We start from the raw sequence: 26,045 nt of genomic DNA, 5'->3' as shown, positions 1-26,045 counted from the left end.
AGCCCCGTCCGTTCCGCCACCCTTTTAGGGGCGTAGTTCAATTGGTAGAGCACCGGTCTCCAAAACCGGGTGTTGGGGGTTCGAGTCCCTCCGCCCCTGCCAGAAAACAATCCTTTGCTTCGGCAAAGGATTTTTTTTGTCCAAAATTTGGTATTTACCTCATAAATTCGCCAGTGAAAATGGTTTGAGTTTCACTGCGCGACACTCAAACCCCTCTCAATTTCTGCTTTATTGCGTCAATACTGGAAATTTAAGCAGCTGACGAATATGCGCCTGTTGATCACTATTCTGCAGCCACACCGCATAGAGTGGGCGAACGGCAACGGGTGTATCTGGAATAACCATCAAATCACTATAAATGCTGTGCCATGAATCCGGTAAAAACGCGCACGCGCCGGTAGTGTGGAGTAATTCACGTGTCACATGCGCTGAAGTTGTGGTCAATACTGGCACATCATCACTGGATAAATAACTTTCATGTTGATGAAAATCCGCACCCCATTCCAGTTTAATGTAATCATATTTTTCACGTTTCTCAGTCTTACGTGCACGGAAGAGCGCGAGTGAAATATGACCAATCTGTTGGCTGGTTAATTCATCCATTTTTGGCGCTTCGGTGGTGATCAAAAGATCCAATTGACGCTCATGTAATTGCTTTACCAGCAAATGCCGTTGTGCGATACGTGCTTCAAGATGAAGGCTTTCACGGTTCTCATAAAGCGTTTTTAACCAAGGGGTTAGATAAGCTTCCCACAACGACGCGCTGGCGCCTATCGATAGCTCATGATGCTGTTGTGTATGTGAAACTTCCTTTTTGGCCATCAGCCAGGTACTCATCAGGCTCTCTGCATAGGGTAATAAACGCTCACCCGCAGAGGTCAGCCGAATATTATTTCGATGACGGGTGAAAAGGTTGACTCCTAACTGATTTTCCAGCTGACGAATGCGAAAACTAACGGCAGATTGCGTGAGGTAAAGCGCTTCAGCAGCACGCCCGAAATGGCGTGTTCTGCTCACTTCGAGGAAAGTTTTCAGTAATTCCGTATCCACAGCATTCTCCCAAAAAATGTTTGTCGTACTGATTTAAATGTTTTGTTTTACACTCTGTCAAGCCTATCTAATACTCCGCGCCATAAATAGCACGGCCATAAGAGAGTCGGGAGCGTGTAAAATGGCGGATAGCTTCGCAACAACAAATCGTTTCTTTGATAACAAACATTACCCTCGTGGTTTTTCACGTCATGGTGATTTCACCATTAAAGAAGCTCAGCTTCTGGAACGCCACGGTTACGCCTTCAATGAACTGGACCTCGCCAAGCGTGAACCAGAGACTGAAGAAGAGCGTTCGTTTTTAGAAGTATGTCGTGGTCTGCGTGAGCCGCAAACGGAAGCTGAACGTGTCTGGTCGAAATATACCGCACGTATTAAGCGTCCTAAGCGTTTCCACACATTGTCTGGCGGTAAGCCGCAGATGGACACTGTGGAAGACTTTAGCGATAGCGATGATTAAAAAATAGCGGGGCTTCTAAAGCCCCGTTTTTTATTCCAGACTGTTGTGCAGAAAGATTAGCAATCGGTCAATGCTGCGATAACCCACCGCCTCCTGCAAATGCTGACGTGAAATCGTCTCCTCCCCTGCCAAATCGGCAATCGTCCTGGCGACTTTCAAAATGCGTTGCCACGCGCGCACAGAAAGGCCCAGCGAATTCAACACAGCTTCCAGCCATATAGCATCGTCCTGTCTCAGTACACAGCACTGGGCAATCTCCGGATTAGATAAATGAGCGTTTATTTTGCCTGCTCGCTCAATTTGCCTCTGACGAGCAGCAAGGACGCGTTTAAGCACAGTCTCGCTGCTCTCACTGACTTCCTGTTTTTGACTTAAGGTTCCACTGGGTAGCAACGGGATTTCCAGAGACAGATCAAAGCGATCAAGAAACGGACCTGAGAGCCGGCTCAAATAGCGCAGCACCTGTTGCGGCGTGCATCGGTTATGACTGCCTTGATAATGCCCGGTAGGGCTGGGGTTCATGGCGCCAATTAACTGAAAGCGCGCTGGATAAGTGACTTTGGCGCGTGTACGGGAAATTGCGATCTCGCCGGATTCAATGGGCTCGCGTAATGCATCCAGTACCTTGCGGTCAAACTCCGGGAGTTCATCCAGAAACAGGACGCCATTGTGCGCCAGAGAGATCTCACCAGGCCGGGGGAGGGCTCCACCTCCCACTAATGCATACAGCGAAGCGCTGTGATGAGGTGCTCTGAATGGCCTTCTGCGCCACTGATGATGGAGGTTTCGGCTGCTGACCAGGCTATTAATCGCTGCGCACTCCAGCGCTTCCTGGTCGTCTAAGGGCGGCATAATGCCGGGCAGGCGGGTCGCCAGCATCGTTTTCCCTGTGCCGGGCGGTCCAAGCAGTAACAGGTTATGCCCGCCAGCGGCAGTGATCTCCAGGGCGCGACGTCCTTGTTCCTGACCGATGATTTCGCTGAGATCCTGGCTTTCCTGTTGCAGCGCCTCAGGTTGATAATGCGCAACGGTGAGTGTCGATTGGTTATGCAGGAAAGCGCAGATCTCGAGCAGATGTTTACCGACAAGCGTTTCTCCTTGTTGGATCAATCCGACATCCTGTTGATTCTCTTCAGCTAACACCATCTGTCTGCCGGCTTGCAATGCGGCCATCGCTGCTGGAATGGAGGCCTGAACGCCACAGAGCGCGCCGTTCAGTGCTAACTCCCCCAGGAATTCATAGTGAGCCAGTTTCGCGTCAGGAAGCTGCTCTGAGGCCGCGAGAATCGCAATGGCGATGGGAAGGTCGTAGCGTCCTCCCTCTTTTGGCAGATCGGCGGGGGCCAAATTGATGGTGACGCGTTTAGCAGGGAAGGTGAATCCGCTATTGATAATGGCACTGCGCACCCGTTCCCGCGCTTCCTTCACCGTGGTTTCAGGCAAGCCAACCAGCGTTAAAGCAGGCAAGCCCTTGCTGATATGCACCTCAACCGTTACTAATGGCGCCTGCACACCGAGCGCCGCGCGAGTGAGAACCTTTGATAAAGACATAACCACTCCTTGTTGTCTTCATCATGCGAGGAGTAAATTCAGATTGCGAATGAGATTTAAAAACATCAGCGCCGGGTTCCAGTGAATCGACGGTTTTTACAATGTTTTCGCCGCAATTGGGGTCGATATCGCAGAATTAACAGAGAGGTTACGTAGTGTGCGTAATGAAAATTTTTCACAACTAAAAATAACCTTTAACTTACAAGGCGATAACCCACACCCATCGCTTGCGTCATAAAAAAACATTATGAAAATTATTGTCAATAAGCAGATAACTATGGTAACTCTGTAGGCATTACTTCGAACAATCGAAAAAACAGACAACACATGAAAGCCCTTCTACAAGTGATTAGCCTAGTCGTGATTAGCGTGGTGGTGATTATTATCCCACCGTGCGGGGCATCGCTTGGAGAAAGAAAGGCTTAAAAATCAAGCCCGGAATTCCAAAAACCCCCGCACCGAAAGGTCCGGGGGTTTTTTTTCGACCTGGCTAAATATCAGCGAATCAGCGAGGAACAGATTATGAGCAGTAGCATAAAATTCTGTTGTTCCCCCGGGAATACAGGAGAATAACGATGACAGGTGCAAAGTGGGTAGTTCAGGCTTTACGCGCGCAGAGTGTCGACACAGTGTTTGGCTATCCTGGCGGCGCAATCATGCCAGTGTACGATGCGCTCTACGATGGCGGCGTGGAACACCTACTGTGTCGTCATGAACAAGGTGCAGTGATGGCGGCAATTGGTTATGCCCGTGCCACCGGTAAAACAGGCGTTTGTATCGCCACTTCCGGTCCCGGCGCCACTAACCTGATCACCGGTTTAGCAGATGCGTTTATGGATTCCATCCCGGTTGTCGCGATCACCGGTCAGGTTTCATCTGCGTTCATCGGCACCGATGCCTTCCAGGAAATCGACGTTCTCGGCCTGTCATTAGCCTGCACCAAGCACAGTTTCCTGGTTGAATCCCTCGAAGATTTGCCTTCCGTGATGGCCGAAGCCTTTGCCATCGCCCAGTCTGGCCGTCCCGGTCCGGTTCTGGTGGATATCCCGAAAGACATTCAAATTGCCAGTGGCGATTTAACCCCACACTTGCTGCCGGTTGAAGAGGCGATCAGTCACTCGCCAGAGCATATCGCGGAAGCCCGCGCATTGATGGCGCAGTCGCATAAGCCAATGCTGTATATCGGCGGCGGTGTTGGCATGGCACAAGCGGTGCCTGCATTACGTGCCATGGCTGAAGCAACCGGCATCCCAACGGTGTCCACGTTGAAAGGCCTGGGAAGCGCAGACGCCAGCAGCGATCTCTATCTCGGCATGTTAGGTATGCACGGCACCAAAGCCGCCAACCTTGCCGTGCAATCCTGTGATTTGCTGATTGCGGTGGGTGCGCGCTTCGATGACCGCGTTACCGGCAAGTTAGACACCTTCGCCCCGCATGCGAACGTCATTCATATCGATATCGATCCGGCCGAGTTGAACAAACTCCGTCGCGCGCACGTTTCGTTGCAAGGTGATTTGAACCAGGTGCTGCCCGCGTTGAGTATGCCAATGCAGATTGAAGGCTGGCGCACCGAAGTTAAAGCGATGAAAGCCGAGTTTGATTGGCGTTACGATCACCCAGGTGAAGCCATCTATGCTCCGCTGCTGCTGAAGCAGTTATCCGATCGTAAAGCCAATAGCGCCGTAGTCACCACCGATGTGGGCCAGCACCAGATGTGGGCTGCACAGCATATGAGCTTCACCGCGCCGGAAAACTTCATCACCTCGAGTGGTTTAGGCACCATGGGCTTCGGTCTGCCTGCCGCCATCGGTGCGCAGGTTGCTCGCCCGGAAGACACCGTAATCTGCGTGTCAGGTGATGGATCAATCATGATGAACATCCAGGAACTGGGCACCATCAAGCGCGGCAAGCTGCCGGTGAAAATCCTGCTGCTGGATAACCAACGTTTGGGCATGGTGCGCCAGTGGCAGCAGCTGTTCTTTGATGGTCGTTACAGCGAAACCATCCTCACCGATAACCCCGATTTCCTCACGCTGGCCAGCGCCTTTGATATCCCAGGCCAGCACATTAGCCGTAAAGATCAGGTCGACGCCGCGATAGATGCTCTGCTGAACAGTGAAGGTCCTTACTTCCTGCATGTTTCGATTGATGAGCATGAGAACGTCTGGCCATTGGTACCGCCGGGTGCCAGCAACGCAAACATGATGGAGAAAACCGCATGAATCAGCATCAATTGTCTATCGAAGCCCGCTTCCGCCCTGAAATATTGGAGCGCATTTTGCGTGTCGTCCGCCACCGTGGTTTCCAGGTGTGCTCGATGAACATGGCATCTGCGATCAACGCTGAGAACATTAATATCGAGATGACCGTTGCCAGCCAGCGTTCTGTCGATTTACTGTCTTCGCAGTTAAGCAAACTTATGGATGTCGCCTGTGTCGAGATCCAGCAACAGACATCACAACAAATCCGCGCTTAGTCGCCAAAGGAAATAGCAATGAGTACGAAGAAAGCAGACTTTATTTGGTTCAACGGGGAGATGGTTAAGTGGGAAGATGCCAAGGTTAGCGTCATGTCTCACGCACTGCACTACGGTACTTCTGTGTTTGAGGGCGTGCGTTGCTACGACTCACATAAAGGCCCAGTGGTGTTCCGTCACCGTGAACACATGCAACGTCTGCACGACTCCGCCAAAATCTATCGTTTTCCTATCGCCGCCTCTGTTGATGAGCTGATGGAAGCGTGCCGCGAAGTGATTCGTGTGAACAAGCTGAAAAGCGCTTACATTCGTCCATTGGCGTTTGTTGGCGACGTAGGCCTGGGTGTGAACCCACCAGATGGCTACACCACCGACGTGATCATCGCTGCTTTCCCATGGGGTGCTTACCTGGGTGCTGAAGCACTGGAAAACGGTATCGATGCGATGGTGTCTTCATGGAACCGTGTTGCACCGAATACCCTGCCAACCGCGGCTAAAGCCGGTGGTAACTACCTCTCCTCACTGTTGGTCGGCAGCGAAGCGCGTCGCCACGGTTATCAGGAAGGTATCGCTCTCGACACCAACGGCTATATTTCAGAAGGTGCTGGCGAAAACTTGTTCGAAGTGAAAGATGGCATTCTGTTCACACCACCGTTCACTTCTTCAGCACTGCCGGGCATCACTCGTGACGCCATCATCAAACTGGCGATTGATCTGGGTATCGAAGTGCGTGAGCAAACGCTGTCGCGTGAATCTCTGTATCTGGCTGATGAAGTGTTCATGTCGGGTACTGCGGCAGAAATCACCCCGGTACGTAGCGTTGACGGCATTCAGGTCGGTGCGGGCAAACGCGGTCCAGTGACCACCAAAATTCAGAGCGCATTCTTCGGCCTGTTCACGGGCGAAACCGAAGACAAGTACGGCTGGTTGGATCAAGTTAATCCATAACAAGACAGTTACGCGGGTGCCGCTGCGCCCGCGTCATATTTCAGACTGGAGTAAATAGAGCATGCCTAAGTACCGTTCTGCCACCACCACCCATGGTCGTAACATGGCGGGTGCACGCGCCCTGTGGCGCGCCACAGGAATGACCGACGCCGATTTCGGTAAACCGATTATCGCCGTGGTTAACTCATTCACCCAATTCGTGCCGGGCCACGTGCACTTGCGCGATATGGGCAAGCTGGTGGCTGAGCAAATCGAAGCCGCCGGTGGTGTCGCCAAAGAGTTCAACACCATCGCGGTGGATGACGGTATCGCCATGGGTCATGGCGGCATGCTGTATTCACTGCCTTCGCGCGAGCTGATCGCCGATTCCGTGGAGTACATGGTGAACGCGCACTGCGCCGATGCCATGGTGTGTATCTCTAACTGCGACAAAATCACCCCCGGCATGCTGATGGCGTCACTGCGCCTCAACATCCCAGTGATCTTTGTCTCCGGCGGTCCGATGGAAGCCGGTAAGACCAAACTGTCCGATAAAATCATCAAGCTGGACTTGGTTGATGCGATGATTCAGGGCGCTAACCCGAACGTCAGCGATGAAGACAGCGATAAAATCGAACGCTCTGCCTGCCCAACCTGTGGTTCTTGCTCAGGGATGTTCACCGCGAACTCCATGAACTGTCTGGCCGAAGCGCTGGGTCTGGCGCAGCCGGGCAACGGTTCACTGTTGGCGACCCACGCCGACCGTAAAGAGCTGTTCCTCAACGCCGGTAAGCGCATCGTTAGCCTGACCAAAAAGTATTACGAGCAGGATGATGAGCGCGTATTGCCACGCAACATCGCCACCAAAGCCGCGTTTGAGAACGCCATGACGCTGGATATCGCCATGGGCGGTTCCACCAACACCGTTCTGCACTTGCTGGCAGCAGCGCAGGAAGGCGAAATCGAATTCAACATGTCGGATATCGATCGCCTGTCGCGCAAAGTGCCGCACCTGTGCAAAGTGGCACCGAGTACGCCGAAATATCACATGGAAGATGTGCACCGTGCCGGTGGCGTTGTCGCGATTCTGGGCGAGCTGGATCGTGCAGGGCTGATCGACACCAGTGCGCGCAACGTTCTGCAGCAGAGCATGCGTGAAACCCTGGATCAGTACGACATCATGCTGACCCAAGACGAAGCAGTGAAGAAAATGTTCCGCGCGGGCCCAGCGGGTATCCGCACCACCCAAGCCTTCTCACAGGATTGCCGTTGGGACACGCTGGATGATGACCGTGAAAATGGTTGTATCCGTACCCGCGAACACGCGTTTTCTCAGGATGGCGGTCTGGCCGTGCTGTACGGCAACATCTCTGAAGATGGTTGTATCGTAAAAACCGCCAGCGTTGACGCTGAGTTGCTGACCTTTAAGGGCCCGGCAAAAGTTTACGAAAGCCAGGATGATGCGGTAGAAGCGATCCTTGGCGGCAAAGTTGTGGCTGGCGATTGCGTTGTCATCCGTTACGAAGGGCCAAAAGGCGGTCCGGGCATGCAGGAAATGCTCTATCCGACCACCTATCTGAAATCCATGGGCTTGGGTAAAGCTTGTGCGTTGATCACCGATGGTCGCTTCTCCGGCGGTTCTTCCGGTCTCTCTGTGGGTCACATCTCACCTGAAGCGGCGAGCGGCGGCACCATTGCGCTGATCCAGGATGGCGACATGATTGAGCTGGATATCCCGAACCGTCGTATCCATCTGGATCTGCCAGACAACGAAATCCACGCTCGTCGTGAAAAAGAGTTGGCGCGTGGCGAAGCGGCTTACACGCCACATAACCGCGAACGTGCCGTCTCCTTCGCGCTGCGTGCTTATGCATCACTCGCGACCAGTGCTGACAAAGGTGCGGTGCGCGATAAGTCCAAGCTGGGAGGCTAACAACGAATGGCTGAGTCTCAACCGCTACCCGCGTCGCCTAACGGCGCGGAGTATTTGCGCGCGGTGCTGCGTGCGCCTGTGTATGAAATTGCGCAGGTCACGCCGCTGCAAAAAATGGAAAAAATTTCATCGCGTCTCGGCAACACCATTTTGGTGAAGCGTGAGGATCGCCAGGCAGTACACAGCTTCAAGCTGCGTGGGGCCTACGCGATGATTGCCGGACTGACCGAAGAGCAAAAAGCACGCGGCGTGATTACGGCTTCGGCCGGTAACCACGCACAGGGTGTGGCACTTTCGGGGAGTCGGCTTGGCATCAAATCACTGATTGTGATGCCGGTGGCCACGGCAGACATCAAGGTTGATGCAGTGCGCGCATTTGGCGGTGAGGTTTATCTGTTTGGTGCTAACTTCGACGAGGCAAAAGCCAAAGCTATCGAGTTGGCCGAGCAGCAGGGTTACACCTTTGTGCCACCGTTTGACCATCCGGCAGTGATTGCCGGGCAGGGCACGCTGGCCATGGAACTGCTGCAACAAGATGCACATATCGATCGCGTGTTCGTGCCGGTCGGCGGTGGTGGCCTGGCAGCTGGCGTGGCGGTGCTGATCAAACAGCTGATGCCGCAGATCAAAGTGATCGCGGTAGAGTCGGAAGACTCAGCCTGTTTGAAAGCGGCGCTGGACGCGGGCGAGCCGGTGGATTTGGCGCGTGTCGGCTTGTTTGCTGAAGGTGTGGCGGTGAAGCGCATCGGCAACGAGACTTTCCGTCTGTGCAAAGAGTATCTCGATGACATCATCACTGTGGATAGCGATGCCATCTGCGCGGCAGTGAAAGACCTGTTCGAAGATGTGCGTGCGGTAGCGGAACCTTCGGGTGCGCTGGCGCTGGCGGGCATGAAGAAGTACATCCAGCAGCACGACATCAAAGGCGAGCGCCTCGCGCACGTCTTGTCGGGCGCCAACGTCAACTTCCACGGTCTGCGCTATGTGTCGGAACGCTGCGAAATTGGCGAACAGCGCGAAGCGTTGCTGGCGGTAACGATTCCCGAACAGCAGGGCAGTTTCCTCAAGTTCTGCCAGACGCTGGGTGGCCGATCGATCACCGAGTTTAACTACCGTTATGCGGATGCCGATAACGCCTGCATCTTCGTCGGCGTGCGTTTAACGCGCGGTCTGGAAGAGCGCAGCGAGATCATCAGTCAACTGAATGAGAGTGGCTATAACGTCGTGGATCTGTCGGATGACGAGATGGCGAAACTGCATGTGCGCTACATGGTGGGCGGTCGTCCGTCGAAACCGTTGCGCGAACGTCTGTTTAGCTTTGAGTTCCCGGAAGCACCCGGCGCGCTGCTGAAATTCCTGCAGACGCTGGGCGCGCACTGGAATATCTCGCTGTTCCACTATCGCAGCCACGGCACCGATTTTGGTCGTGTGCTGGCGGCCTTCGAAGCCAACGATCAAGAGCCGGATTTTGAAACGCATCTCACGGCGTTGGGCTACGAATGGCACGATGAGGCGAACAACCCGGCGTTCCGTTTCTTCCTCGCTGGGCAGTAGTTACAGCAGGTTCCAGAAAGCACTGATAAGCGGCTCCCCGAGCCGCTTTTTTTGTACACAGACGCCCAGTTCCAGCGGCGCGACCGACTCCACATTCTCCAGCGTCAGTACGCGATTGCGTACCGGCTCCGGGCTGTTCTCCAGCACCACATCTGGCAGTAGCGCAATACCACATCCCAGCGCCACCATTGAGACAATCGCCTCATGCCCGGACACCGTGGCATAAATTTGCGGATTGGGGATGCGATGGCGACGGAACCACAAATCGATACCGCGCCGCACCGGGCCTTGTTCCGGCACAATAAACGGAATCTGCGACCAATCAGGTTGCGCCTGTGTGGCCTGGCTGCGCACCGCACACGGCAGGGCGGGCGCGATCAGCACCAGCGGAAGAATGGCGAGCGGCGTGAAGTCGATGCTGGCGGGCAGCGATTCCGGACGTCCGGCAATGGCCAAATCTGCCTCGCCAGATTGCACCATCTCAATTGCGTCGGCGGCATCGCCGGTGGTGAGTTTGATTTCCACCTGCGGATGTTCGGCGCGGAAGCGGTCGAGAATCGGCGGCAAATGGCTGTAAGCGGCGGTCACCGAGCAAAATATGCGCAGTTCGCCGCTTAGGGACGGGCCGTTCAGATCCATCACGTGGCGCAGTTGTTGATATTGCAATAAGGTTTGCTGAGCAAACTGCTTGAGGCGTTCACCGGCTTCAGTGAGCGTGACGGTGCGGTTATCGCGCAGAAACAGCGCGTGACCCACATCTTCTTCAAGGCGCTGAATCTGGCGCGAGAGCGTGGAGGGACTGACGTGCATAGCACGCGCGGTGCGACCAAAGTGACAGCTTTCGGCCAGATGAAGAAAGAGCTTCAGGTCTCGTAAATCCATGCGCGTTTCACCTCAAAGGGTTGTTGCAAATTCTGCAATGTGACCTTGCTAATATATCAATTTAAGCAATAGATTTCCTGTCATATGATGGGGTCATTCGCGGCACTGAACAGGGTGTCGTTACCGAACAAAAGCAATCACAACATCTAACCGGAGTACCCATGGCTAACTACTTCAACACATTGAATCTGCGCAACCAGTTAGCGCAGTTAGGCAAATGTCGTTTCATGTCTCGCGATGAGTTCGCAGACGGCGCAAGCTTCCTGAAAGGCAAAAAAGTCGTTATCGTTGGCTGTGGCGCTCAGGGTCTGAACCAGGGCCTGAACATGCGTGACTCCGGTCTGGACATCGCTTATGCACTGCGTGCTGAAGCGATCGCTGAAAAGCGTGCTTCTTTCCGCAAAGCGACCGATAACGGCTTCAAAGTAGGCACCTACGAAGAGCTGATCCCACAGGCGGATCTGGTCGTTAACCTGACGCCAGACAAACAGCACTCAGCAGTGGTTCAGGCGGTTCAGCCTCTGATGAAAGATGGCGCAGCGCTGGGTTACTCACACGGTTTCAACATCGTTGAATCGGGCGAAACCATTCGTAAAGATATCACTGTGGTGATGGTTGCACCGAAGTGCCCAGGTACTGAAGTGCGTGAAGAGTACAAGCGTGGTTTCGGTGTTCCAACCCTGATTGCGGTTCACCCAGAAAACGATCCAAAAGGTGAAGGCCTGGCGATTGCTAAAGCCTGGGCTGCTGCAACCGGCGGCGACCGTGCTGGCGTCCTGGAATCTTCCTTCGTTGCAGAAGTGAAATCTGACCTGATGGGCGAGCAGACTATCCTGTGCGGTATGCTGCAGGCCGGTTCTCTGCTGTGCTTTGACAAGCTGGTGGCTGAAGGTCACGATGCGGCTTATACCGAAAAACTGATTCAGTTCGGCTGGGAAACCATCACCGAATCACTGAAATTCGGTGGTATCACCCTGATGATGGATCGCCTGTCTAACCCGGCGAAAATCCGTGCTTACGCACTGTCTGAGCAGCTGAAAACCATCATGGCTCCGCTGTTCCAGAAGCACATGGATGACATCATCTCGGGCGAATTCTCTTCCGGTATGATGGCTGACTGGGCGAACGACGACAAAAACCTGCTGACCTGGCGTGAAGAGACCGGTGCAACTGCATTCGAGAACGCACCACAGTTCGACGGCAAAATCGAAGAGCAGGAATACTACGATAAAGGCGTTGTGATGGTTGCCATGGTGAAAGCGGGCGTTGAGCTGGCCTTCGAAACCATGATCGACGCAGGCATCATTGAAGAGTCGGCTTACTACGAATCACTGCACGAGCTGCCGCTGATCGCGAACACCATCGCACGTAAGCGTCTGTATGAAATGAACGTGGTTATCTCTGATACTGCAGAATACGGTAACTACCTGTTCTCCTTCGCGGCAGTACCGCTGCTGAAAGAGTTCATGACCACGCTGCAGCCGGGCGATCTGGGTAAAGCAATCGAAGGCACTCAGGTTGATAACGCACAGCTGCGTGACGTCAACGAAGCCGTTCGTCAGCACCCAATCGAAGCGGTTGGCCGCAAACTGCGTGGCTACATGACCGACATGAAACGTATCGCGGTTGCTGGCTAAGCCACGCGCGACACAGTTTTCAGCATAAGAAGAACCCCGGCTTGCCGGGGTTTTTTTATGCCTGATCAGATAGGTTTCTCACAGCCAGCCACGACATAACTCTACAAGCCGCAATGCCATGGCGATTACGCAGTCCGTGTGTTTTGGGTCATTTAAGCGACGGGTGATAACGCAGTAGCGGCTTGACGTTCAAGACGGTAGCTGCGGGCTATCATGGCATACTCACTACGTTCAGCGCTGCGGATTGCCAGCCCCTGTACGGCCCCAGCCTGCTCTTAAGCTTCAGTGCGTGTGGTAAAAAAGGGCACGATAGTGGAGGCCAGAGCGCCTCTGCTGCTGCAAGGGCTATCCGCAGCGCTGAGGCTTTTACGTTGGGCCAGGAGCCAGGTGCATGGATGCAACTGGCAGTTCGGCTTGGCCAGGATGGCCTTACCCGAACGGTCCGTCAGCACGACGTGAAAGCCGATGGCACCGCGTCAGCGGCGCGAGGACGGCCCGGCAGCAGCAGAGGTGCGCAGGCCAGCACTCCGGCATTCGTACCCAAACAAAAAAGCTGCCACTTTAACAGTGACAGCCTTTGCATATAGGGCGTTAACTGACGAGCATTAGGCCTGAGCCGGGTACCTCAAATCAATCTGCAACCATCACACCGCTTCGTACAGCGTCTGATGGCGCGTCTCTTTACAGGCAATCAGTGCAATCAGCGTCAGCACGGCCATGGAAGCCAGATAGAAACCGACCGCCTGCAAACCGTAGTTAGCGTTCAACCATGTCGCAATATAAGGCGCAACCGACGCCCCGAGAATTGACGACAGGTTATACGAGAACGACGCGCCGGTATAACGCACTTCGGTCGGGAACAGCTCTGGCAGCAGCGCGCCCATCGGCCCAAAGGTGAGACCCATAATGCTCAGACCCAGCAGCAGGAAGCCCATCACCAGAATTTGCGAACCGGAACCCAACAGCACCGGGAACATCAGTGCAAAGGCGATAATCATCAGGGTAATAGTGATCATGGTGCGACGGCGGCCATAACGATCAGCCAGCAGGCCCGCAATCGGTACCATGACACCAAAACCAATCACCGCTACCATCAGCATCCACAGGAAGCTATTACGAGAAAAGCCTAAGCCCGCTGGCGCCGGTGCAGTGCCGTAACTCATCGAGTACACGGTCATGATGTAGAACAGCGTATAGGTCGCCAGCATGATGAAGGTGCCAAGAATCGTAGCGGTCAGATGCTTGCTCAACAGCGTGCCGATGGGCATTTTGACCTGCTTGTTCTCTTTCTGCACTTTGGCGAACACCGGGCTTTCATGCAGCGAAACGCGCACATACAGACCAATCAGTACCAGTACGGCAGAAAGGATAAACGGCACACGCCAGCCCCAGTTCATGAACTGCTCATCGGTCAGCAACCAGGAGAGCAGCAGGAAAGTACCGTTAGCGAAGAAGAAGCCAATCGGCGCGCCGAGCTGTGGGAAAGAGCCATAGAGCGCACGTTTCTTCGCGGGGGCATTCTCGGTTGCCAGCAGAGCCGCACCGCCCCATTCACCACCCAAGCCCAGACCCTGACCAAAACGCGCCAGCGCCAGCAGCAGTGGAGCGGCGACGCCAATGGTTTGATAGCTCGGTAGCAGGCCGATCAATACCGTGGAGACGCCCATGGTCAGCAGCGATGCTACCAACGTCGCTTTACGGCCGACACGGTCGCCGAAGTGGCCGAACAGCGCAGAACCAATTGGACGCGCGACAAAGGCGATAGCGAAGGTCGCCAGCGACTGTAGCGTCGCGACGGTGGGATCGCCCTGCGGGAAGAAAATGTGCGGGAAAATGATCACTGCCGCAGTGGCATAAATATAGAAATCGAAGAATTCGATCGCGGTGCCGACAAGCGATGCCACGACCACTTTGCCGCGTGAGTTTACGGGCGTGTCGTCGTGTTTTTTGTCGAGTGTTTCTGTGATGGAGGCTTGCATGACTGTTTCTTAATTGTAAATGTAGACAGAGAATCTTACGCACCTGTTTTGCGGCATTCAATGACGAAAACCCGCGCCAGAACAGGCATTTTCGGCGAAAAAGTGGATAATTTCTGAGTTGTGGCAATCGGCGGGGGATGGGAACGGGAAGTGTCACTTTTTTGGCGGGAATCTCTGCAAAAGGGCCAAATTAAAGTGACCCTTTAGCGTTTCCTGCTGGTTTTTGCTGAAATAATAGCCCGCAGGAGACATTTTTAGCTGTTAGGGCAAATGTAACAAATTTGCGATGTTAATTGCCCTGATGCGGCTGCGGCATCTCTTTATCATCCTTGTATTTTGCGGTGGCGATCCACGCGGCGCAGAACAGTGTCAGACGGGCGAAGAAGTAAAAGAACGCCATTAATCCCAGCACCGAACCAAAGGCTGCACCAGAAGGCGAAGTGGCCAGCTTTGGCAGCGTCAGCGTCATCACAAACTTAATCACCTCAAAGCCAATCGCCGCCAGCAGCGTGCCGCGAAACAGCGCTTTTTTGCGCGGCTTGTGGCGCGGAAGAATCCAGAAAATCCACAGGAACAACAGATAGTTGGCAAAAATGGAGATCGACAGCGCAATAATGGTCATCGCCGGACGCAGCCACTCGATATCCTCTAATCCCAACGCGTTAACGATGGCATTCTGCGCGGCACCGGCAATGGAGGTCAGCGACAGCGTAATCACCAATGCCAGCATCAGGCCGAGCAACGACACCAAATCACGCGCATACTTCTTCCACAACTTCTCTTGATCGTCCGGCTTACGCTCCCAAACATCACGCGACTGCGCACGCACCGCCTCGCGCAAATTGCCCATCCAGTTGATGCCGGAGTAAAGTGCCAGCAGCAAACCGGTTAACCCGACCGTCGCGCGCTGCTGAATCGCGGTGTTCACGGTGTTCTTTAGCGTAGTGGCCAGCGTAGGATCGCTGATGCTGTTAACGATTTTGTTGATCAACTCGGTGAGTAAATCCTGATTCGACGCCAGCACAAAACCGACTGCCGCAAAGGAGACCATCAAAATCGGTATCAGAGATAGGAAGGAGAAGTAAGTGATCGCCGCACCAAACTGACTGCCGAGGCGATCGTTAAACCGATCCAGCGCGCGTATAAAATGCGCCACCGCCGGAATGGCCTGGAACCAGGTCGCAAAGCGCGACACGTTCTGGATTGAGCCATCCACGGTTTTGTTACCGGTCTTGATATCAATAAGCGGCTTCTTTTCAGCCGTGGATTCTTGGTTAGGTTTGTCTGTCATAGACGATAATCATCCTGTTCACTGCGAAATTAAAATTATAGCCCTTTATGTCACATACTCCTGCAACACCTGACTCAGCCACTCCATAAACACCCGCACGCGGCGTGCTACGTTGCGGCGATGTGGGTAAAGCAACGAAATCGGCATCGGCTTAGCCGGGAAGTGATGCAGCACTTCCACTAACTGGCCTGATTCTAGCAGTGGCTGCACGCCAATCGCGGGCACCTGAATAATGCCTAAACCCGCGATGCAGGCGGCACGATAAGTTTCGGTGCTGTTCACCGTCACCACGCCGCCGGTCTGAACATAGTGGCACTGCTTACCATCAAAATATTCAAACCCCAAAGAGGGCTGCCCCAGCTGCTGGGTGTAATGCACCATCGCGTGCTGTGCCAGATCTTCGAGGCGCACCGGCATGCCGAAGCGGGAAAGGTAGTCGGGACTGGCGCAGTTAATCAAGGCATGTGATCCGATTTTTCGCGCAATCAGACCCGAATCTTTCAGCTCGCCCACGCGGATCACGCAGTCAAAACCTTCACGAATCACATCCACCTGGCGATCGCTGCTGCTAAGCTCAATTTCGATGCCGGGATAATGCTGCAGAAACTCAGGCAAACGCGGCAGGATAAATCCGGTGGCCATGGCCACCGACATATCGACGCGCAACTTGCCGCTCAGGGTGGCGGGGTCGTGCTGGAACAGGCTGTCCATATCGTCGAGCATCGACAACAGATCAAGACAACGATCGTAGTAGACCAGCCCATCCTGGGTGAGATGAACACGTCGGGTGGTGCGATGCAGCAGACGCGTGCCCATTTGATTTTCCAGCGCCTGAAGCTGGCGCGATACGCTGCCTTTTGGTAGTCCAAGACTTTCAGCTGCACGGGTAAAACTGCCCATTTCTGCCACCCGCACAAAAACCTGCATTGCGTGAATTTTATCCATGCTGTTCACCGATTGTTGTTGTTAGTGAAACAGTGCTGCGTATTCCTCTGCGTTTATAGATCAATTTATAACGAATATCCTTATCCCGTGTTCAATTTTCCACCTGGAGCGAAACATGAGTCATAAAATTGCATTGATTACCGGCGGCAACCGCGGTTTGGGCAAGAATGGTGCGCTGAAACTGGCGGCCAAAGGTGTCGATATTCTTTTCACCTATCGTGGTCACGCGGAAGAAGCGCAGGCCGTGGTGAAAGAGATTGAGGCGCTGGGCGCGCGTGCTGTGGCACTGCAGCTGGATGTTGGCGACAGCAGCACCTTTAACACTTTCGTGGCACAGGTGAGAGAAGCACTGCAAAAAACCTGGCAGCGCGACAACTTTGATTATTTAGTGAACAACGCCGGTCACGGTCACTACAAGCTGTTTGCAGAAACCACGGAAGAAGAATTTGATGCGCTGATCAATGTGCATTTCAAAGGGCCTTACTTCCTGACGCAGAAGCTGCTGCCGTTGATCGTTGATGGTGGTCGCATCCTGAACATCTCCAGCGGATTAACGCGCATGACGTTGCCGGGCTCAGGCACCTATGCCTCGGTGAAAGGGGCGATGGAAGTGCTGACGCGCTATCAGGCCAAAGAGCTGGGCGAGCGCCGCATTCGCGTCAATATTCTGGCACCGGGTGCGATTGAAACTGACTTCGGCGGTGGACGCGTGCGTGACACCAAAGATCTTAACGATCACATTGCCTCGGTGACATCGCTGGGCCGTGTGGGTCAACCGGATGATATTGGTGACGCGATCAGCGCCATCCTGAGCGAAGAAACCGGCTGGATCACCGCGCAGCGCATCGAAGCGTCAGGCGGACAGTCGCTGTAATCATGCACGCTGAGTGACGCGGCATTCATGCACGATAAATCGCGGCGCTACGCACTCCTTTGAATGGCCGTAGCGCCGCAATTTATTGCGCGTGTTTGAGATCTCAATCGCCCTGCTACGCAATCATGCGGTTGGTCGTTAATTGCCCATGTTTGAGATCTCAATCGCGCCGCTATGTAGCCATGCAGAGGGCCGTAGCGGCGCAATGTATTGCGCGTGTTTTTAGATCTCGATCGTCCCGTCAATCACGGTCACTGTCTGGCCGCCAATCCAGATGCTATCACCGCTAAAACTCACCTGAATGCGCCCTTCACGCTGGATAGCGCTGCCTTGACGCGCGCGATAATCCTCGGTTTTCCCCTGCGCCGCGAAATAGCGCGCCAGACAGGCGTTGGCGCTGCCTGTTACCGGATCTTCGGTCAGGCTGCCGTTCTCAACCAGCAGCGCGCGCACCTCATACTGCTCGCCGCACTCCTCTGGCAGTGGGCCAAACAGCGCAGTGCCATTGACGTCGGCATGTTTTTGCAAACGCAGCAGATCCGCTGCGCTGGCCTGCACATCCAACACCGCCTGCGCGCTGTTCATCGGGATTAGCAGCCAGCGAATCCCCATATCGACAATGGTCGGCGTCTGGTGGGTATCAAAGGCTTCGCTGTTCAGTGCGCTGCTCATCAACGCGTCATCAAATGGCGTCAGCGTGACGTCGGGGGCGGCGAAGGCCAGCGCACCATCCTCGCTAATGCGCACATCCACCAGGCCAACGCCGCACTCCTGCACGATCTTACCCGGTGTTTTCACTGTCCATCCCGCTTCCAGCAAGGCGTGAGCCGTGCCCAGCGTCGGATGACCGGCAAAGGGCAATTCCCCTTCAGTGGTAAAAATGCGCACCCGATAATCGGCTGCAGCATCCTGTGGTGGCAGGACAAAGGTGGTTTCCGACAAATTGGTCCAGCGGGCGATAGCAGCCAGTTGGGCGTCACTTAATCCCTCTGCATCCATGATGACTGCCAGCGGATTACCTTTAAACGCTGATGAGGTAAACACATCCACCTGCTTAAACGCGACTTTCATTTTCACTCCTTGCTGGTTGAGGCACTCTGAAATCCTGATTTACATCCTGCAGATTGCTAATGTCAGTCAACAGGACTATGAATAGGTTAAGAATTCTGGAATCGGAGTCCGCTATGTTAAAAGTTCTTGGTCGTACTTCTTCAATCAACGTGCGCAAAGTTCTGTGGTTGTGTTCAGAACTGGATCTCGCGTATGAGCTCGAACCCTGGGGTGAAGACCCGCAATCGCTGCACTCGGCGGAATTCATGGCGCTCAACCCTAATGCCATGGTGCCGGTGATCATCGAAGATGACTTCGTGATGTGGGAATCCAACGCCATTCTGCGCTATCTCGCCAACAGCAACGGCGGCGACTGGCTCTATCCTGAAAACCCACGAGCGCGTGCACCGGTGGATCAGTGGATGGACTGGCAAGCCACCGAACTCAATACTTCCTGGCGCTATGCGTTTATGTCACTGGTGCGCAACTCGCCCGCCCATCAAGATCCGCGTTTGCTGGCCGCCGCGATTAAAGGCTGGGCGCACACCATGAATATTCTTGACCAGCATCTGCAAAAAACCGGGCGCTACGTCGCAGGACGCAACTTCTCGCTGGCAGACATTCCGGTGGGGCTTGCGGTCAATCGCTGGTTTGAAACCCCACTGGAGCACCCTGAATTTCCAGCCGTGCAGCTCTATTACGAGCGTCTGACCGAGCGTGAGGGTTACACCACCTGGGGCCGCAACGGCAAGCCTTGATCCTGTCCCGGTGCCAGGCCTGTGATTTCGCAGGCTAGCGCACCGGTGCGTTTTAGTGCCCACGTATAACGCTCATCAAACGGATAACAGCAGGAGAGGCGCAGTGCATGTTTATAACGGTCGCTCAGCGAGTAGAGCGCTCCCGGCGTCACGCAAATCTGCTCCTGCAATAACCGGTGGAACATCTCCACGGTATCCACTTTTCCGGGCAACTCCACCCAAAACACAAAACCTCCTTTGGGCAGGGTAGCGCGGGTTCCCTGCGGAAAATGGCGCGCCATGATGCCGCGCGCCGCATCGAGATTGGCGGCATAGCGACGGCGTAGCGATCGCAAATGATGGTCGTAGCCACCGCTTGCCAGAAATTCGGCGAGGGTCTCACACAATAGGCGCGACTCAGACATGGAAGAGACGGCTTTCAAACGGGCGATGGCCTGATGGAAGCGGCCGGCAGCGGTCCAGCCCACGCGGAAATCCGGCGCCACCGTTTTGGTAAAGCTGGTGCAGTAAATCACCCAGCCCTCGCTATCAAAGGCTTTCACCGGCGGTGATAGAGGCCAGTCAAACTGCAACTCGTCATACAGCCCATCTTCCAGCAATGGAACGTGGTAAGTATTCACTAACTTTGCCAGCCGCTTCTTATTCTCCAGTGGCATCACATAGCCAAGAGGATTCTGCGCGCCGGGCATGGCGATCAGCGCCTGAATACGCTTCTCCTGCAGCAGCATCTCCAGCGCGTCCAGCGACAGTCCTTGCTGTGGATCGGTGGGGATTTCCAGTGCTTTCAGGCCCAGTGACGCCAGCAGTGGGAACAGGAAGAAGTAAGTGGGGGATTCCAGCCCAATGCAATCGCCAGGTTTCGTGACCGCACGCAGCGCCAGTTGTAAGGCTTCCATGCAGCCGTGGGTGAGGGTGATCTCTTGCGCAGTCAGATTGATGCCGGTGTGCAGACTGCGGCGCGCTATCTCCTCCCGTAAGCGCTCACTACCAGGCGGAAGCGCATAGCGCCCGATGATGTCGGGATTGTGCCGTAAAATGGCTGAGGTAATTCGGCCTAAGCGTGCTGCCGGATAGAAGGTGCCATCCTGCGGACAGGCCAGAGAGATATTGGTGTAATCGGCATTATTCTGCGCGGCAAACACCTGCTCAATCAGTTCCAGTTTCTGCGTGCTGGGGTCGTTGATTTTCGCGGGCAGCGGTTTGACCGGACGCGTCACGGCCGGCATCACACCACGCACGTAATAGCCCGATTGCGGACGCGCTTCTATCAGGCCGCGATCTTCAAGAATTTGCCAGGCATTGAGCACAGTATTGACACTAACCTGATGCGATTGTGCCACGCGGCGAATAGCGGGCAGCCGTTTGCCCGGCTTCAGCGTGCCTTGATGAATCGACTCGGCAAAGCTATCTGCCAGCTGCTGATAGAGCGTTTGACCGGATGAAAGGGGAAGGGACACAAAAGCCTCCGCGTGCAATGGGTACAATCTAAAATAAAGCAAACTGTATCCATTACAATAGTCGTTTTGTGTCTCTGTTTCCATTGCCCGGCACGCATTAGCATGATGTTAACTTTGAACCATCAGGAAGCGCATCATGCTCGACCCTTCATTCTTCAGCTACGTCACGGTGATGTCGATCACCCCCGGACCGAACAACCTGCTGCTCGCTACATCGGGCGTCAATTTTGGTTTTAAACGCACGCTGCCCATGCTGTTTGGCATTCTGCTCGGCTGTGCGATACAAATGCTGCTGGCTAGCATGGCGTTGGATGTGTTGCTGCACTGGATGGCATCCATTCGTTTGCCATTAACGGTGGTGGGGTGCAGCTATTTGCTGTGGCTGTCATGGAAAATCTTTCGGGCCGCAGCACCAGAAGCGCGTGAACGTCCACGCCCGATGACGCTGGTGGGCGGCATCTGTTTTCAGGCGGTGAATCCCAAGGCCTGGCTAATGGTGACTAACGTGGCGCTGATGTACGCCAACAGCAACGGCGTCATCACGGTATTACTGGGGTTTGCCGCATTGAACTTACCTTGCATCCTGATCTGGGCCGCGATGGGGGATCGTCTGCGCAGTCATCTGCAGGTGGCGTGGAAACGTCAGGCGTTTAACAGTCTGATGGCACTGTCGCTGGTGGCCACCACGGCCTGGATGCTGTACGACGCGGTGCTGCTGAGCTGAAACCAGACATGCAACGGAAGCAAATGGGGCGCTATCATTGGCGCCCTTCGCAATTTTAAAGACCCACCAGGCTCTCTAAAGGAATGCCAAACTGCTTATGCAGATTGCGAATCATCTCCAGAGACAAAGAGCGCTTGCCATTTAATACTTCATAAACGCGATTACGACGACCAATGGCAGGTTCCAGATCTTTGGCTGTTAATCCCTGTTGCTCCATACGAAATTTAATCGCTTCAATCGGATCGGCAGCTTCAATGGGGTAGTGCTCTTTCTCCCATGCTTCAATTAGCATACTCATCACAATCATATAATCGCTTTCTGGCGTGCCCAGCTCAGGCACATCATCAAAGAGCGGAGAGATGGCTTCAAGTGCCGTTTCGTAATCGAGTTCGGTGTGAATGGGTTTAATGGTCAGTGTCATTTACGTTGCTCCACTGTGTTTGCATCAATGGCATCGTACTCCCGGTGTGTGCCGATAAACTTTATGAAAATCAGCTTCTGTGGGTAGGCGATGGCCGCAACCAGTCGATAATCATTTCCCTTAATGTTAAACACCACGCGACTGCCTTTCAGAATGCTGGCGCTGCGGTATTGATCCTTGATGTCTGCCGGACTGGACCAGTTGGCCTTTTGTGCTTCATCAATCCAGGCTCTCAACGGCTGAGCTGAGTCGGGGTTCGCCGTCATGAACTCCCTGAGTGTCCGTACCGATATGATTCTCATGACGCGCATCTTAGTCCCGCATTGGGACTATAGCAAACTTATATCCCAATTTGGGATATTTCTCGCATTTAGCCATTAAAAAGGCCGCTTGCGCGGCCTTATCAGTATTCACAGCAATCAGGATTGACTGGTTACTTCCCCACCACGTGCGCCGTCTCGCGGGCTTCGTCGTTGGCTGCGTCAGGCGTAACGATTGGTGCGTAATCGAGCTGCAGTACGCGGCTGGTTTCCGCCAGAATCTTCTCGGTCAGCGCTACGTCACCGTTCATTTTACGGCCCCAGGTTGGGATCACCGCGCGGATTTTGGTCTGCCACTCAGGTGAACGCATCTGCTCAGGGAAGGCTTTCGCCATCAGCTCCAGCATAATCGGCGCTGCAGTAGATGCCCCTGGCGAAGCGCCGAGCAGGGCTGAAATCGAACCATCTTCAGAGGTCACAACTTCCGTGCCTAAACGCAGTACGCCGCCCTCTTTCTCATCGTTTTTGATGATCTGTACACGCTGGCCGGCAGTGACCAAACGCCAGTCTTCCTGCTTAGCCTGCGGTACATAAGCACGCAGCGCTTCCATCCGATCGTCATCGCTTTGCAGCACTTGATCGACCAGATATTTCACCAGGTCGAAACTCTTCAGGCCGACCTGCATCATCGGTAACAGGTTACTGCCGTTCATCGCGCCGAACATATCGAGCAGCGAACCCTGTTTCAGGAATTTGGTCGAGAAGGTGGCGAACGGGCCAAACAGCAGCACCTGCTTACCATCCAGCACACGCGTATCCACGTGTGGTACCGACATCGGAGGTGCGCCAACGCTGGCTTTGCCGTACACCTTCGCCATGTGTTGTTGCACCACTTCTGGATTCTCGGTCACGAGGAAGGAACCGCCCACCGGGAAACCGGCGTAGCCTTTCACTTCCGGGATGCCGGATTTTTGCAGCAGTGGCAGCGCGGCACCGCCCGCACCGATAAACAGCTGCCGCGTGATCAGCTGGCGATTTTCACCGCTGGCCAGATTATGCAGCGTCACTTGCCAGCGGCCATCGCTCAGGCGCTTGATATCACGCACTTCCTGACGCAGACGCAGGCGGAAATTGGCTTTCTTCTGTAAAGAGGCAATCAGTTGACGCGTCACTTCACCGAAGTTGACGTCGGTGCCCATTTCGGTCCAGGTGGCAGCCACTTTCTGTTTGCTGTCACGGCCATTCATCACCAACGGAATCCACTGGGTGATCTGGTCGCGATCTTCTGAATAGTTCATGCCACGGAACAGGGTACTTTTTTGCAGCGCCTGGAAACGTTTGCGCAGGAACTCAACGTTATCGTCGCCCCAGACGAAGCTCATGTGCGGCGTACTGTGGATAAAGCTTTTTGGATTGCGCAGGTTGCCTTTCTGAACGTGGTACGCCCAGAACTGGCGAGAAATCTGGAACGATTCGTTGATCGCCACCGCTTTTGCAATGTCGATGCTGCCATCCGCCTTCTGCGGCGTATAGTTCAGCTCGGCCAACGCAGCGTGACCGGTCCCGGCATTATTCCAGCCATTGGAAGATTCCACCGCGACATCGTCAAGGCGTTCCACCATCTCAATCGACCAGTCTGGCTCCAGATCCTGCAGCCACGCGCCTAAGGTGGCACTCATCACGCCTGCGCCGATCAGCAGTACGTCGACATCCTTTCGTTCCTGAAGGTTTGCGCTATCCATACCAGCGGCGGCGAGCGCCAGGTTTACCGCAGTAGTACTCATGAGGCGACATCTCCTCTCTCTGTTGACCTGAAGTTCAACAGGTTCGCAGGCGAAACAGCCACGCTTCTTTCGAGCGCGTCGCGCTATTTCTCAAAGGTTAAGACTCAGGTTTAAGTCAGGGGACGATAACGGTTAACTGCACGTTATGCATATGCATTTGAATATAACATTCTCGTATCGGAATTAAACGTTTGTTTATTTTTTAAAGGCCGAAATGATTCAGCATAAGAATTAATCAGCTCAACCCCGCTGTCATAAGGGATTTTTATCCCTTAATCAGAGGGTTATGGTAATGCAGTTGTTGCGATATTGTGAGAGGAATGCGCAGGCTAATGTTCAGAGAGTGAGCGGCGTCACATCTTAATTGCATGATTAATATCAATTTATGGTGGATTGATTTTTTATGCGGTTTTTATGTTGCGTGATATTTCGCCAGATCGTGTAAAACTAATGTTACATTTTTGTGGGTGTTAATTTTTCGCCGCGTCAGACAGTGGTCAGAGGAAAAAAGCATTACGCGGCGGTGGGGATCACTTCTTAGCGAGGCGACGCCATGCAAAGCGGATGACAAAAAATTCAATCGCGCCCAGCAGCAAGAACCACAGGCAAAACACGATAGTGTAGAGCTGATTCAGGTCCTGCAAATGCAGCATCTCCTGAATCCGTCTGGACAATTCCAGGCCGAATTGCGGCGCGGGCAGCAGTAGTGCGGAGAGAAAGCCCAGCAGCAGGATTCCGCCAGGGATAATCAGCGTTTCAAACGGGTTTTTCATCGCAGGTTTCCTATCAATTAGCGCGGGCATTAGCGCATAAAAGCGTGCTGGCGTGCAATCCCTGTGCCGGGTAACCCTAAGAAAATTCTTCTATTCCATCCACTTAGCGTCATAAATAGCGCAAGTTAAGAGTTATAGCCTTTGCTATACTTAAATCCATGATTTTACTGTCTTTTTTTTGGTGATTTTGCGTGCTAGACTGCGCGCACTTTTTCATTACTGAACAATAGATGCGGAAAATCGCTCGCTTGAAAGCATTTTTCGCGGCATTGATTGAAAACCCATGACATTTATCGCAACTCTGATTCTGGCCTTTGGTATGTCGATGGACGCCTTCGCCGCAGCACTGGGCAAAGGCGCGTCGCTGCATCGCCCGAACTTCAAAGAAGCGCTGCGCACCGGCCTGATCTTTGGCGTGATTGAAATGTTGACGCCGCTGATTGGCTGGGCGATCGGCCTGGCGGCCAGTCGCTACATCATGGCATGGGATCACTGGGTGGCGTTTGCCCTGTTAACCGTTCTTGGTGGCCGCATGATAATGGAAGGTTTCCGTCAGACGGCGGATGATCCGTGCGAAGCGCCGCAGCGTCATGGCTTTATGGTACTGGCGATGACCGCCGTAGCAACCAGCCTTGATGCGCTGGCGGTGGGCGTCGGCCTGGCATTCCTGCAGGTGAATATTGTGCTCACCGCACTGACAATTGGCGCCGCCACGACGATTATGGCCACCACGGGCGTGATGGTCGGACGCTTTATCGGTCCGATCATGGGTAAATGGGCTGAAGTGTTAGGGGGTGTCGTATTAATCAGCATCGGCTGCACTATTCTCAGCGAGCACCTTGGCCTGTTCAGCTAATTCAGGCATCTGCCAAACCCCTCATTTTGTGATCTGGCTCAAAAATAATTGCGTGAAAAACGCGCGTTAGTTATACTTTTCGCGTATTTCTTCAACAATTTTTGAGCCAGGTATCCAATGAAACGTTTTTTCCGCTACGTGTTTCGTGCATATGTTGAGACTTTCAAGCACGTCCCGCCAGGCGCACTGCATTAATCGCACTTTATACCCTCGATAATCGCGGTCAGGGATCGACCTGTGGTTATCAATGATTTTCTTATCTCCCCCGCTCAATAACGCCGCGAATTTTCTCTCTATCAAAGGATTAGTATCGTTAACCATCAGTTTTCGATCTGGCTATAGCCTGACGTTATACCCCGCTACCAAACAAGCATTCGTCACCTCTTAACCCGCATGGAATAGT

24 protein-coding genes and 1 tRNA gene are annotated in these 26,045 nt (G+C 53.9%); 13 read left to right on the top strand and 12 right to left on the bottom strand.

What is annotated here, in order from left to right:
• The first annotated feature begins 26 nt into the window (after nt 1-26).
• Nucleotides 27-102, top strand: a tRNA-Trp gene (locus tag VH86_RS06000).
• 126 nt (nt 103-228) lie between these two features.
• Here the strand turns inward: VH86_RS06000 and hdfR are convergent.
• On the bottom strand, nt 229-1,050 hold the full coding sequence (hdfR, locus tag VH86_RS05995; RefSeq protein ID WP_034820037.1) for an HTH-type transcriptional regulator HdfR: 822 nt from the start codon (nt 1,048-1,050) through the stop codon (nt 229-231).
• Nucleotides 1,051-1,171: 121 nt separating this feature from the next.
• Between hdfR and VH86_RS05990 the strand changes: the two genes are divergently transcribed.
• Nucleotides 1,172-1,510 carry a DUF413 domain-containing protein gene (locus VH86_RS05990; RefSeq protein WP_045832240.1) on the top strand — a complete coding sequence of 113 codons (339 nt, stop codon included), beginning with the start codon at nt 1,172-1,174 and terminating at the stop codon, nt 1,508-1,510.
• Between the two features lie 30 nt (nt 1,511-1,540).
• Here the strand turns inward: VH86_RS05990 and VH86_RS05985 are convergent, their stop codons facing one another.
• Nucleotides 1,541-3,061, bottom strand: a complete 1,521-nt coding sequence (locus VH86_RS05985) for a YifB family Mg chelatase-like AAA ATPase (protein WP_038644123.1) — start codon at nt 3,059-3,061, stop codon at nt 1,541-1,543.
• A 327-nt stretch (nt 3,062-3,388) separates the two neighbouring features.
• Between VH86_RS05985 and ilvL the strand changes: the two genes are divergently transcribed.
• The 6 genes from ilvL (at nt 3,389) to ilvA (ending at nt 9,951) form a co-directional block, all read left to right on the top strand.
• Entirely contained in the window at nt 3,389-3,487 is a 99-nt protein-coding gene (gene ilvL, locus VH86_RS24980; protein WP_071531048.1) for an ilv operon leader peptide, read from the top strand.
• A 149-nt stretch (nt 3,488-3,636) separates the two neighbouring features.
• Nucleotides 3,637-5,283 carry an acetolactate synthase 2 catalytic subunit gene (gene ilvG / locus VH86_RS05980; RefSeq protein WP_045832239.1) on the top strand — a complete coding sequence of 549 codons (1,647 nt, stop codon included), beginning with the start codon at nt 3,637-3,639 and terminating at the stop codon, nt 5,281-5,283.
• Nucleotides 5,280-5,537: an acetolactate synthase 2 small subunit gene (gene ilvM, locus VH86_RS05975; protein WP_034820026.1), complete on the top strand. Its 258-nt coding sequence runs from the start codon at nt 5,280-5,282 to the stop codon at nt 5,535-5,537. The genes ilvG and ilvM overlap by 4 nt, the downstream gene beginning before the upstream one ends.
• A gap of 18 nt (nt 5,538-5,555) precedes the next feature.
• The gene (locus tag VH86_RS05970) at nt 5,556-6,485 is read left to right on the top strand and encodes a branched-chain amino acid transaminase (protein WP_034820022.1); all 930 of its coding nucleotides are present in this window, start codon (nt 5,556-5,558) and stop codon (nt 6,483-6,485) included.
• A 61-nt stretch (nt 6,486-6,546) separates the two neighbouring features.
• Complete coding sequence (gene ilvD, locus VH86_RS05965; RefSeq protein ID WP_038644127.1) at nt 6,547-8,397, top strand: dihydroxy-acid dehydratase; 1,851 nt, start codon at nt 6,547-6,549, stop codon at nt 8,395-8,397.
• A 6-nt stretch (nt 8,398-8,403) separates the two neighbouring features.
• Entirely contained in the window at nt 8,404-9,951 is a 1,548-nt protein-coding gene (ilvA, locus tag VH86_RS05960; RefSeq protein ID WP_038644129.1) for a threonine ammonia-lyase, biosynthetic, read from the top strand.
• Here the strand turns inward: ilvA and ilvY are convergent, their stop codons facing one another.
• Entirely contained in the window at nt 9,952-10,833 is an 882-nt protein-coding gene (gene ilvY, locus VH86_RS05955; RefSeq protein ID WP_034820008.1) for an HTH-type transcriptional activator IlvY, read from the bottom strand. It abuts the gene before it with no gap.
• Nucleotides 10,834-10,994: 161 nt separating this feature from the next.
• Here ilvY and ilvC point away from each other — a divergent pair, with 161 nt between their 5' ends.
• Nucleotides 10,995-12,470, top strand: a complete 1,476-nt coding sequence (ilvC, locus tag VH86_RS05950; protein WP_045832238.1) for a ketol-acid reductoisomerase — start codon at nt 10,995-10,997, stop codon at nt 12,468-12,470.
• A 644-nt stretch (nt 12,471-13,114) separates the two neighbouring features.
• Here ilvC and VH86_RS05940 read toward each other — a convergent pair.
• The 3 genes from VH86_RS05940 to VH86_RS05930 all read right to left on the bottom strand — a co-directional run bounded on the left by VH86_RS05940 (nt 13,115) and on the right by VH86_RS05930 (nt 16,685).
• Nucleotides 13,115-14,449: an MFS transporter gene (locus VH86_RS05940; protein WP_045832236.1), complete on the bottom strand. Its 1,335-nt coding sequence runs from the start codon at nt 14,447-14,449 to the stop codon at nt 13,115-13,117.
• A gap of 289 nt (nt 14,450-14,738) precedes the next feature.
• A complete protein-coding gene (gene yhjD, locus VH86_RS05935; protein ID WP_045814164.1) occupies nt 14,739-15,740 on the bottom strand; it encodes an inner membrane protein YhjD in 1,002 nt (333 codons plus the stop codon).
• 45 nt (nt 15,741-15,785) lie between these two features.
• Entirely contained in the window at nt 15,786-16,685 is a 900-nt protein-coding gene (locus VH86_RS05930) for a LysR family transcriptional regulator (RefSeq protein WP_045814179.1), read from the bottom strand.
• Nucleotides 16,686-16,800: 115 nt separating this feature from the next.
• Here VH86_RS05930 and VH86_RS05925 point away from each other — a divergent pair, with 115 nt between their 5' ends.
• Nucleotides 16,801-17,559 carry an SDR family NAD(P)-dependent oxidoreductase gene (locus VH86_RS05925; RefSeq protein ID WP_045832235.1) on the top strand — a complete coding sequence of 253 codons (759 nt, stop codon included), beginning with the start codon at nt 16,801-16,803 and terminating at the stop codon, nt 17,557-17,559.
• Between the two features lie 222 nt (nt 17,560-17,781).
• Here the strand turns inward: VH86_RS05925 and VH86_RS05920 are convergent, their stop codons facing one another.
• The gene (locus VH86_RS05920) at nt 17,782-18,630 is read right to left on the bottom strand and encodes a PhzF family phenazine biosynthesis protein (RefSeq protein ID WP_045832234.1); all 849 of its coding nucleotides are present in this window, start codon (nt 18,628-18,630) and stop codon (nt 17,782-17,784) included.
• 113 nt (nt 18,631-18,743) lie between these two features.
• On the opposite strand from VH86_RS05920, the gene VH86_RS05915 reads away from it, so the two are divergent.
• A complete protein-coding gene (locus tag VH86_RS05915; protein ID WP_045832233.1) occupies nt 18,744-19,367 on the top strand; it encodes a glutathione S-transferase family protein in 624 nt (207 codons plus the stop codon).
• Here the strand turns inward: VH86_RS05915 and VH86_RS05910 are convergent.
• Entirely contained in the window at nt 19,334-20,824 is a 1,491-nt protein-coding gene (locus VH86_RS05910; protein WP_045832232.1) for a PLP-dependent aminotransferase family protein, read from the bottom strand. The genes VH86_RS05915 and VH86_RS05910 overlap by 34 nt on opposite strands.
• Nucleotides 20,825-20,960: 136 nt before the next feature.
• On the opposite strand from VH86_RS05910, the gene VH86_RS05905 reads away from it, so the two are divergent.
• Nucleotides 20,961-21,548 carry a LysE family translocator gene (locus tag VH86_RS05905; RefSeq protein ID WP_038644144.1) on the top strand — a complete coding sequence of 196 codons (588 nt, stop codon included), beginning with the start codon at nt 20,961-20,963 and terminating at the stop codon, nt 21,546-21,548.
• A 55-nt stretch (nt 21,549-21,603) separates the two neighbouring features.
• On the opposite strand, the gene VH86_RS05900 is transcribed toward VH86_RS05905, so the two are convergent.
• The 4 genes from VH86_RS05900 to VH86_RS05885 form a co-directional block, all read right to left on the bottom strand.
• Nucleotides 21,604-21,969, bottom strand: coding sequence for a type II toxin-antitoxin system HigA family antitoxin (locus tag VH86_RS05900; protein WP_045832231.1), 366 nt, complete (start codon nt 21,967-21,969; stop codon nt 21,604-21,606).
• Nucleotides 21,966-22,271 (bottom strand): type II toxin-antitoxin system HigB family toxin, encoded by a 306-nt coding sequence (locus VH86_RS05895; RefSeq protein WP_045832244.1) that lies wholly within the window; start codon nt 22,269-22,271, stop codon nt 21,966-21,968. The genes VH86_RS05900 and VH86_RS05895 overlap by 4 nt, the downstream gene beginning before the upstream one ends.
• Nucleotides 22,272-22,402: 131 nt before the next feature.
• Nucleotides 22,403-24,013, bottom strand: a complete 1,611-nt coding sequence (gene mqo, locus VH86_RS05890; RefSeq protein WP_038644146.1) for a malate dehydrogenase (quinone) — start codon at nt 24,011-24,013, stop codon at nt 22,403-22,405.
• Nucleotides 24,014-24,543: 530 nt separating this feature from the next.
• Nucleotides 24,544-24,786, bottom strand: a complete 243-nt coding sequence (locus tag VH86_RS05885) for a DUF1158 domain-containing protein (RefSeq protein WP_045832230.1) — start codon at nt 24,784-24,786, stop codon at nt 24,544-24,546.
• A gap of 283 nt (nt 24,787-25,069) precedes the next feature.
• Between VH86_RS05885 and mntP the strand changes: the two genes are divergently transcribed.
• Complete coding sequence (gene mntP, locus VH86_RS05880; protein ID WP_038644150.1) at nt 25,070-25,642, top strand: manganese efflux pump MntP; 573 nt, start codon at nt 25,070-25,072, stop codon at nt 25,640-25,642.
• Nucleotides 25,643-26,045: the final 403 nt, after the last annotated feature.

The organism is Pantoea sp. BL1, assembly GCF_000963985.1.
GTDB lineage: Bacteria > Pseudomonadota > Gammaproteobacteria > Enterobacterales > Enterobacteriaceae > Pantoea > Pantoea rwandensis_B.
The sequence above is the reverse complement of the archived record's forward strand: the minus strand, read 5'-3'. Positions and strand labels throughout refer to the sequence as shown.

Bases quoted from the DNA above. Each gene is read 5' to 3' on its own strand.
- VH86_RS05990 (WP_045832240.1), top strand. From the start codon at position 1,172: ATGGCGGATAGCTTCGCAACAACAAATCGTTTCTTTGATAACAAACAT.
- VH86_RS05985 (WP_038644123.1), bottom strand. From the start codon at position 3,061: ATGTCTTTATCAAAGGTTCTCACTCGCGCGGCGCTCGGTGTGCAGGCG.
- ilvL (WP_071531048.1), top strand. From the start codon at position 3,389: ATGAAAGCCCTTCTACAAGTGATTAGCCTAGTCGTGATTAGCGTGGTG.
- ilvG (WP_045832239.1), top strand. From the start codon at position 3,637: ATGACAGGTGCAAAGTGGGTAGTTCAGGCTTTACGCGCGCAGAGTGTC.
- ilvM (WP_034820026.1), top strand. From the start codon at position 5,280: ATGAATCAGCATCAATTGTCTATCGAAGCCCGCTTCCGCCCTGAAATA.
- VH86_RS05970 (WP_034820022.1), top strand. From the start codon at position 5,556: ATGAGTACGAAGAAAGCAGACTTTATTTGGTTCAACGGGGAGATGGTT.
- ilvD (WP_038644127.1), top strand. From the start codon at position 6,547: ATGCCTAAGTACCGTTCTGCCACCACCACCCATGGTCGTAACATGGCG.
- ilvA (WP_038644129.1), top strand. From the start codon at position 8,404: ATGGCTGAGTCTCAACCGCTACCCGCGTCGCCTAACGGCGCGGAGTAT.
- ilvY (WP_034820008.1), bottom strand. From the start codon at position 10,833: ATGGATTTACGAGACCTGAAGCTCTTTCTTCATCTGGCCGAAAGCTGT.
- ilvC (WP_045832238.1), top strand. From the start codon at position 10,995: ATGGCTAACTACTTCAACACATTGAATCTGCGCAACCAGTTAGCGCAG.
- VH86_RS05940 (WP_045832236.1), bottom strand. From the start codon at position 14,449: ATGCAAGCCTCCATCACAGAAACACTCGACAAAAAACACGACGACACG.
- yhjD (WP_045814164.1), bottom strand. From the start codon at position 15,740: ATGACAGACAAACCTAACCAAGAATCCACGGCTGAAAAGAAGCCGCTT.
- VH86_RS05930 (WP_045814179.1), bottom strand. From the start codon at position 16,685: ATGGATAAAATTCACGCAATGCAGGTTTTTGTGCGGGTGGCAGAAATG.
- VH86_RS05925 (WP_045832235.1), top strand. From the start codon at position 16,801: ATGAGTCATAAAATTGCATTGATTACCGGCGGCAACCGCGGTTTGGGC.
- VH86_RS05920 (WP_045832234.1), bottom strand. From the start codon at position 18,630: ATGAAAGTCGCGTTTAAGCAGGTGGATGTGTTTACCTCATCAGCGTTT.
- VH86_RS05915 (WP_045832233.1), top strand. From the start codon at position 18,744: ATGTTAAAAGTTCTTGGTCGTACTTCTTCAATCAACGTGCGCAAAGTT.
- VH86_RS05905 (WP_038644144.1), top strand. From the start codon at position 20,961: ATGCTCGACCCTTCATTCTTCAGCTACGTCACGGTGATGTCGATCACC.
- VH86_RS05900 (WP_045832231.1), bottom strand. From the start codon at position 21,969: ATGACACTGACCATTAAACCCATTCACACCGAACTCGATTACGAAACG.
- VH86_RS05895 (WP_045832244.1), bottom strand. From the start codon at position 22,271: ATGAGAATCATATCGGTACGGACACTCAGGGAGTTCATGACGGCGAAC.
- mqo (WP_038644146.1), bottom strand. From the start codon at position 24,013: ATGAGTACTACTGCGGTAAACCTGGCGCTCGCCGCCGCTGGTATGGAT.
- VH86_RS05885 (WP_045832230.1), bottom strand. From the start codon at position 24,786: ATGAAAAACCCGTTTGAAACGCTGATTATCCCTGGCGGAATCCTGCTG.
- mntP (WP_038644150.1), top strand. From the start codon at position 25,070: ATGACATTTATCGCAACTCTGATTCTGGCCTTTGGTATGTCGATGGAC.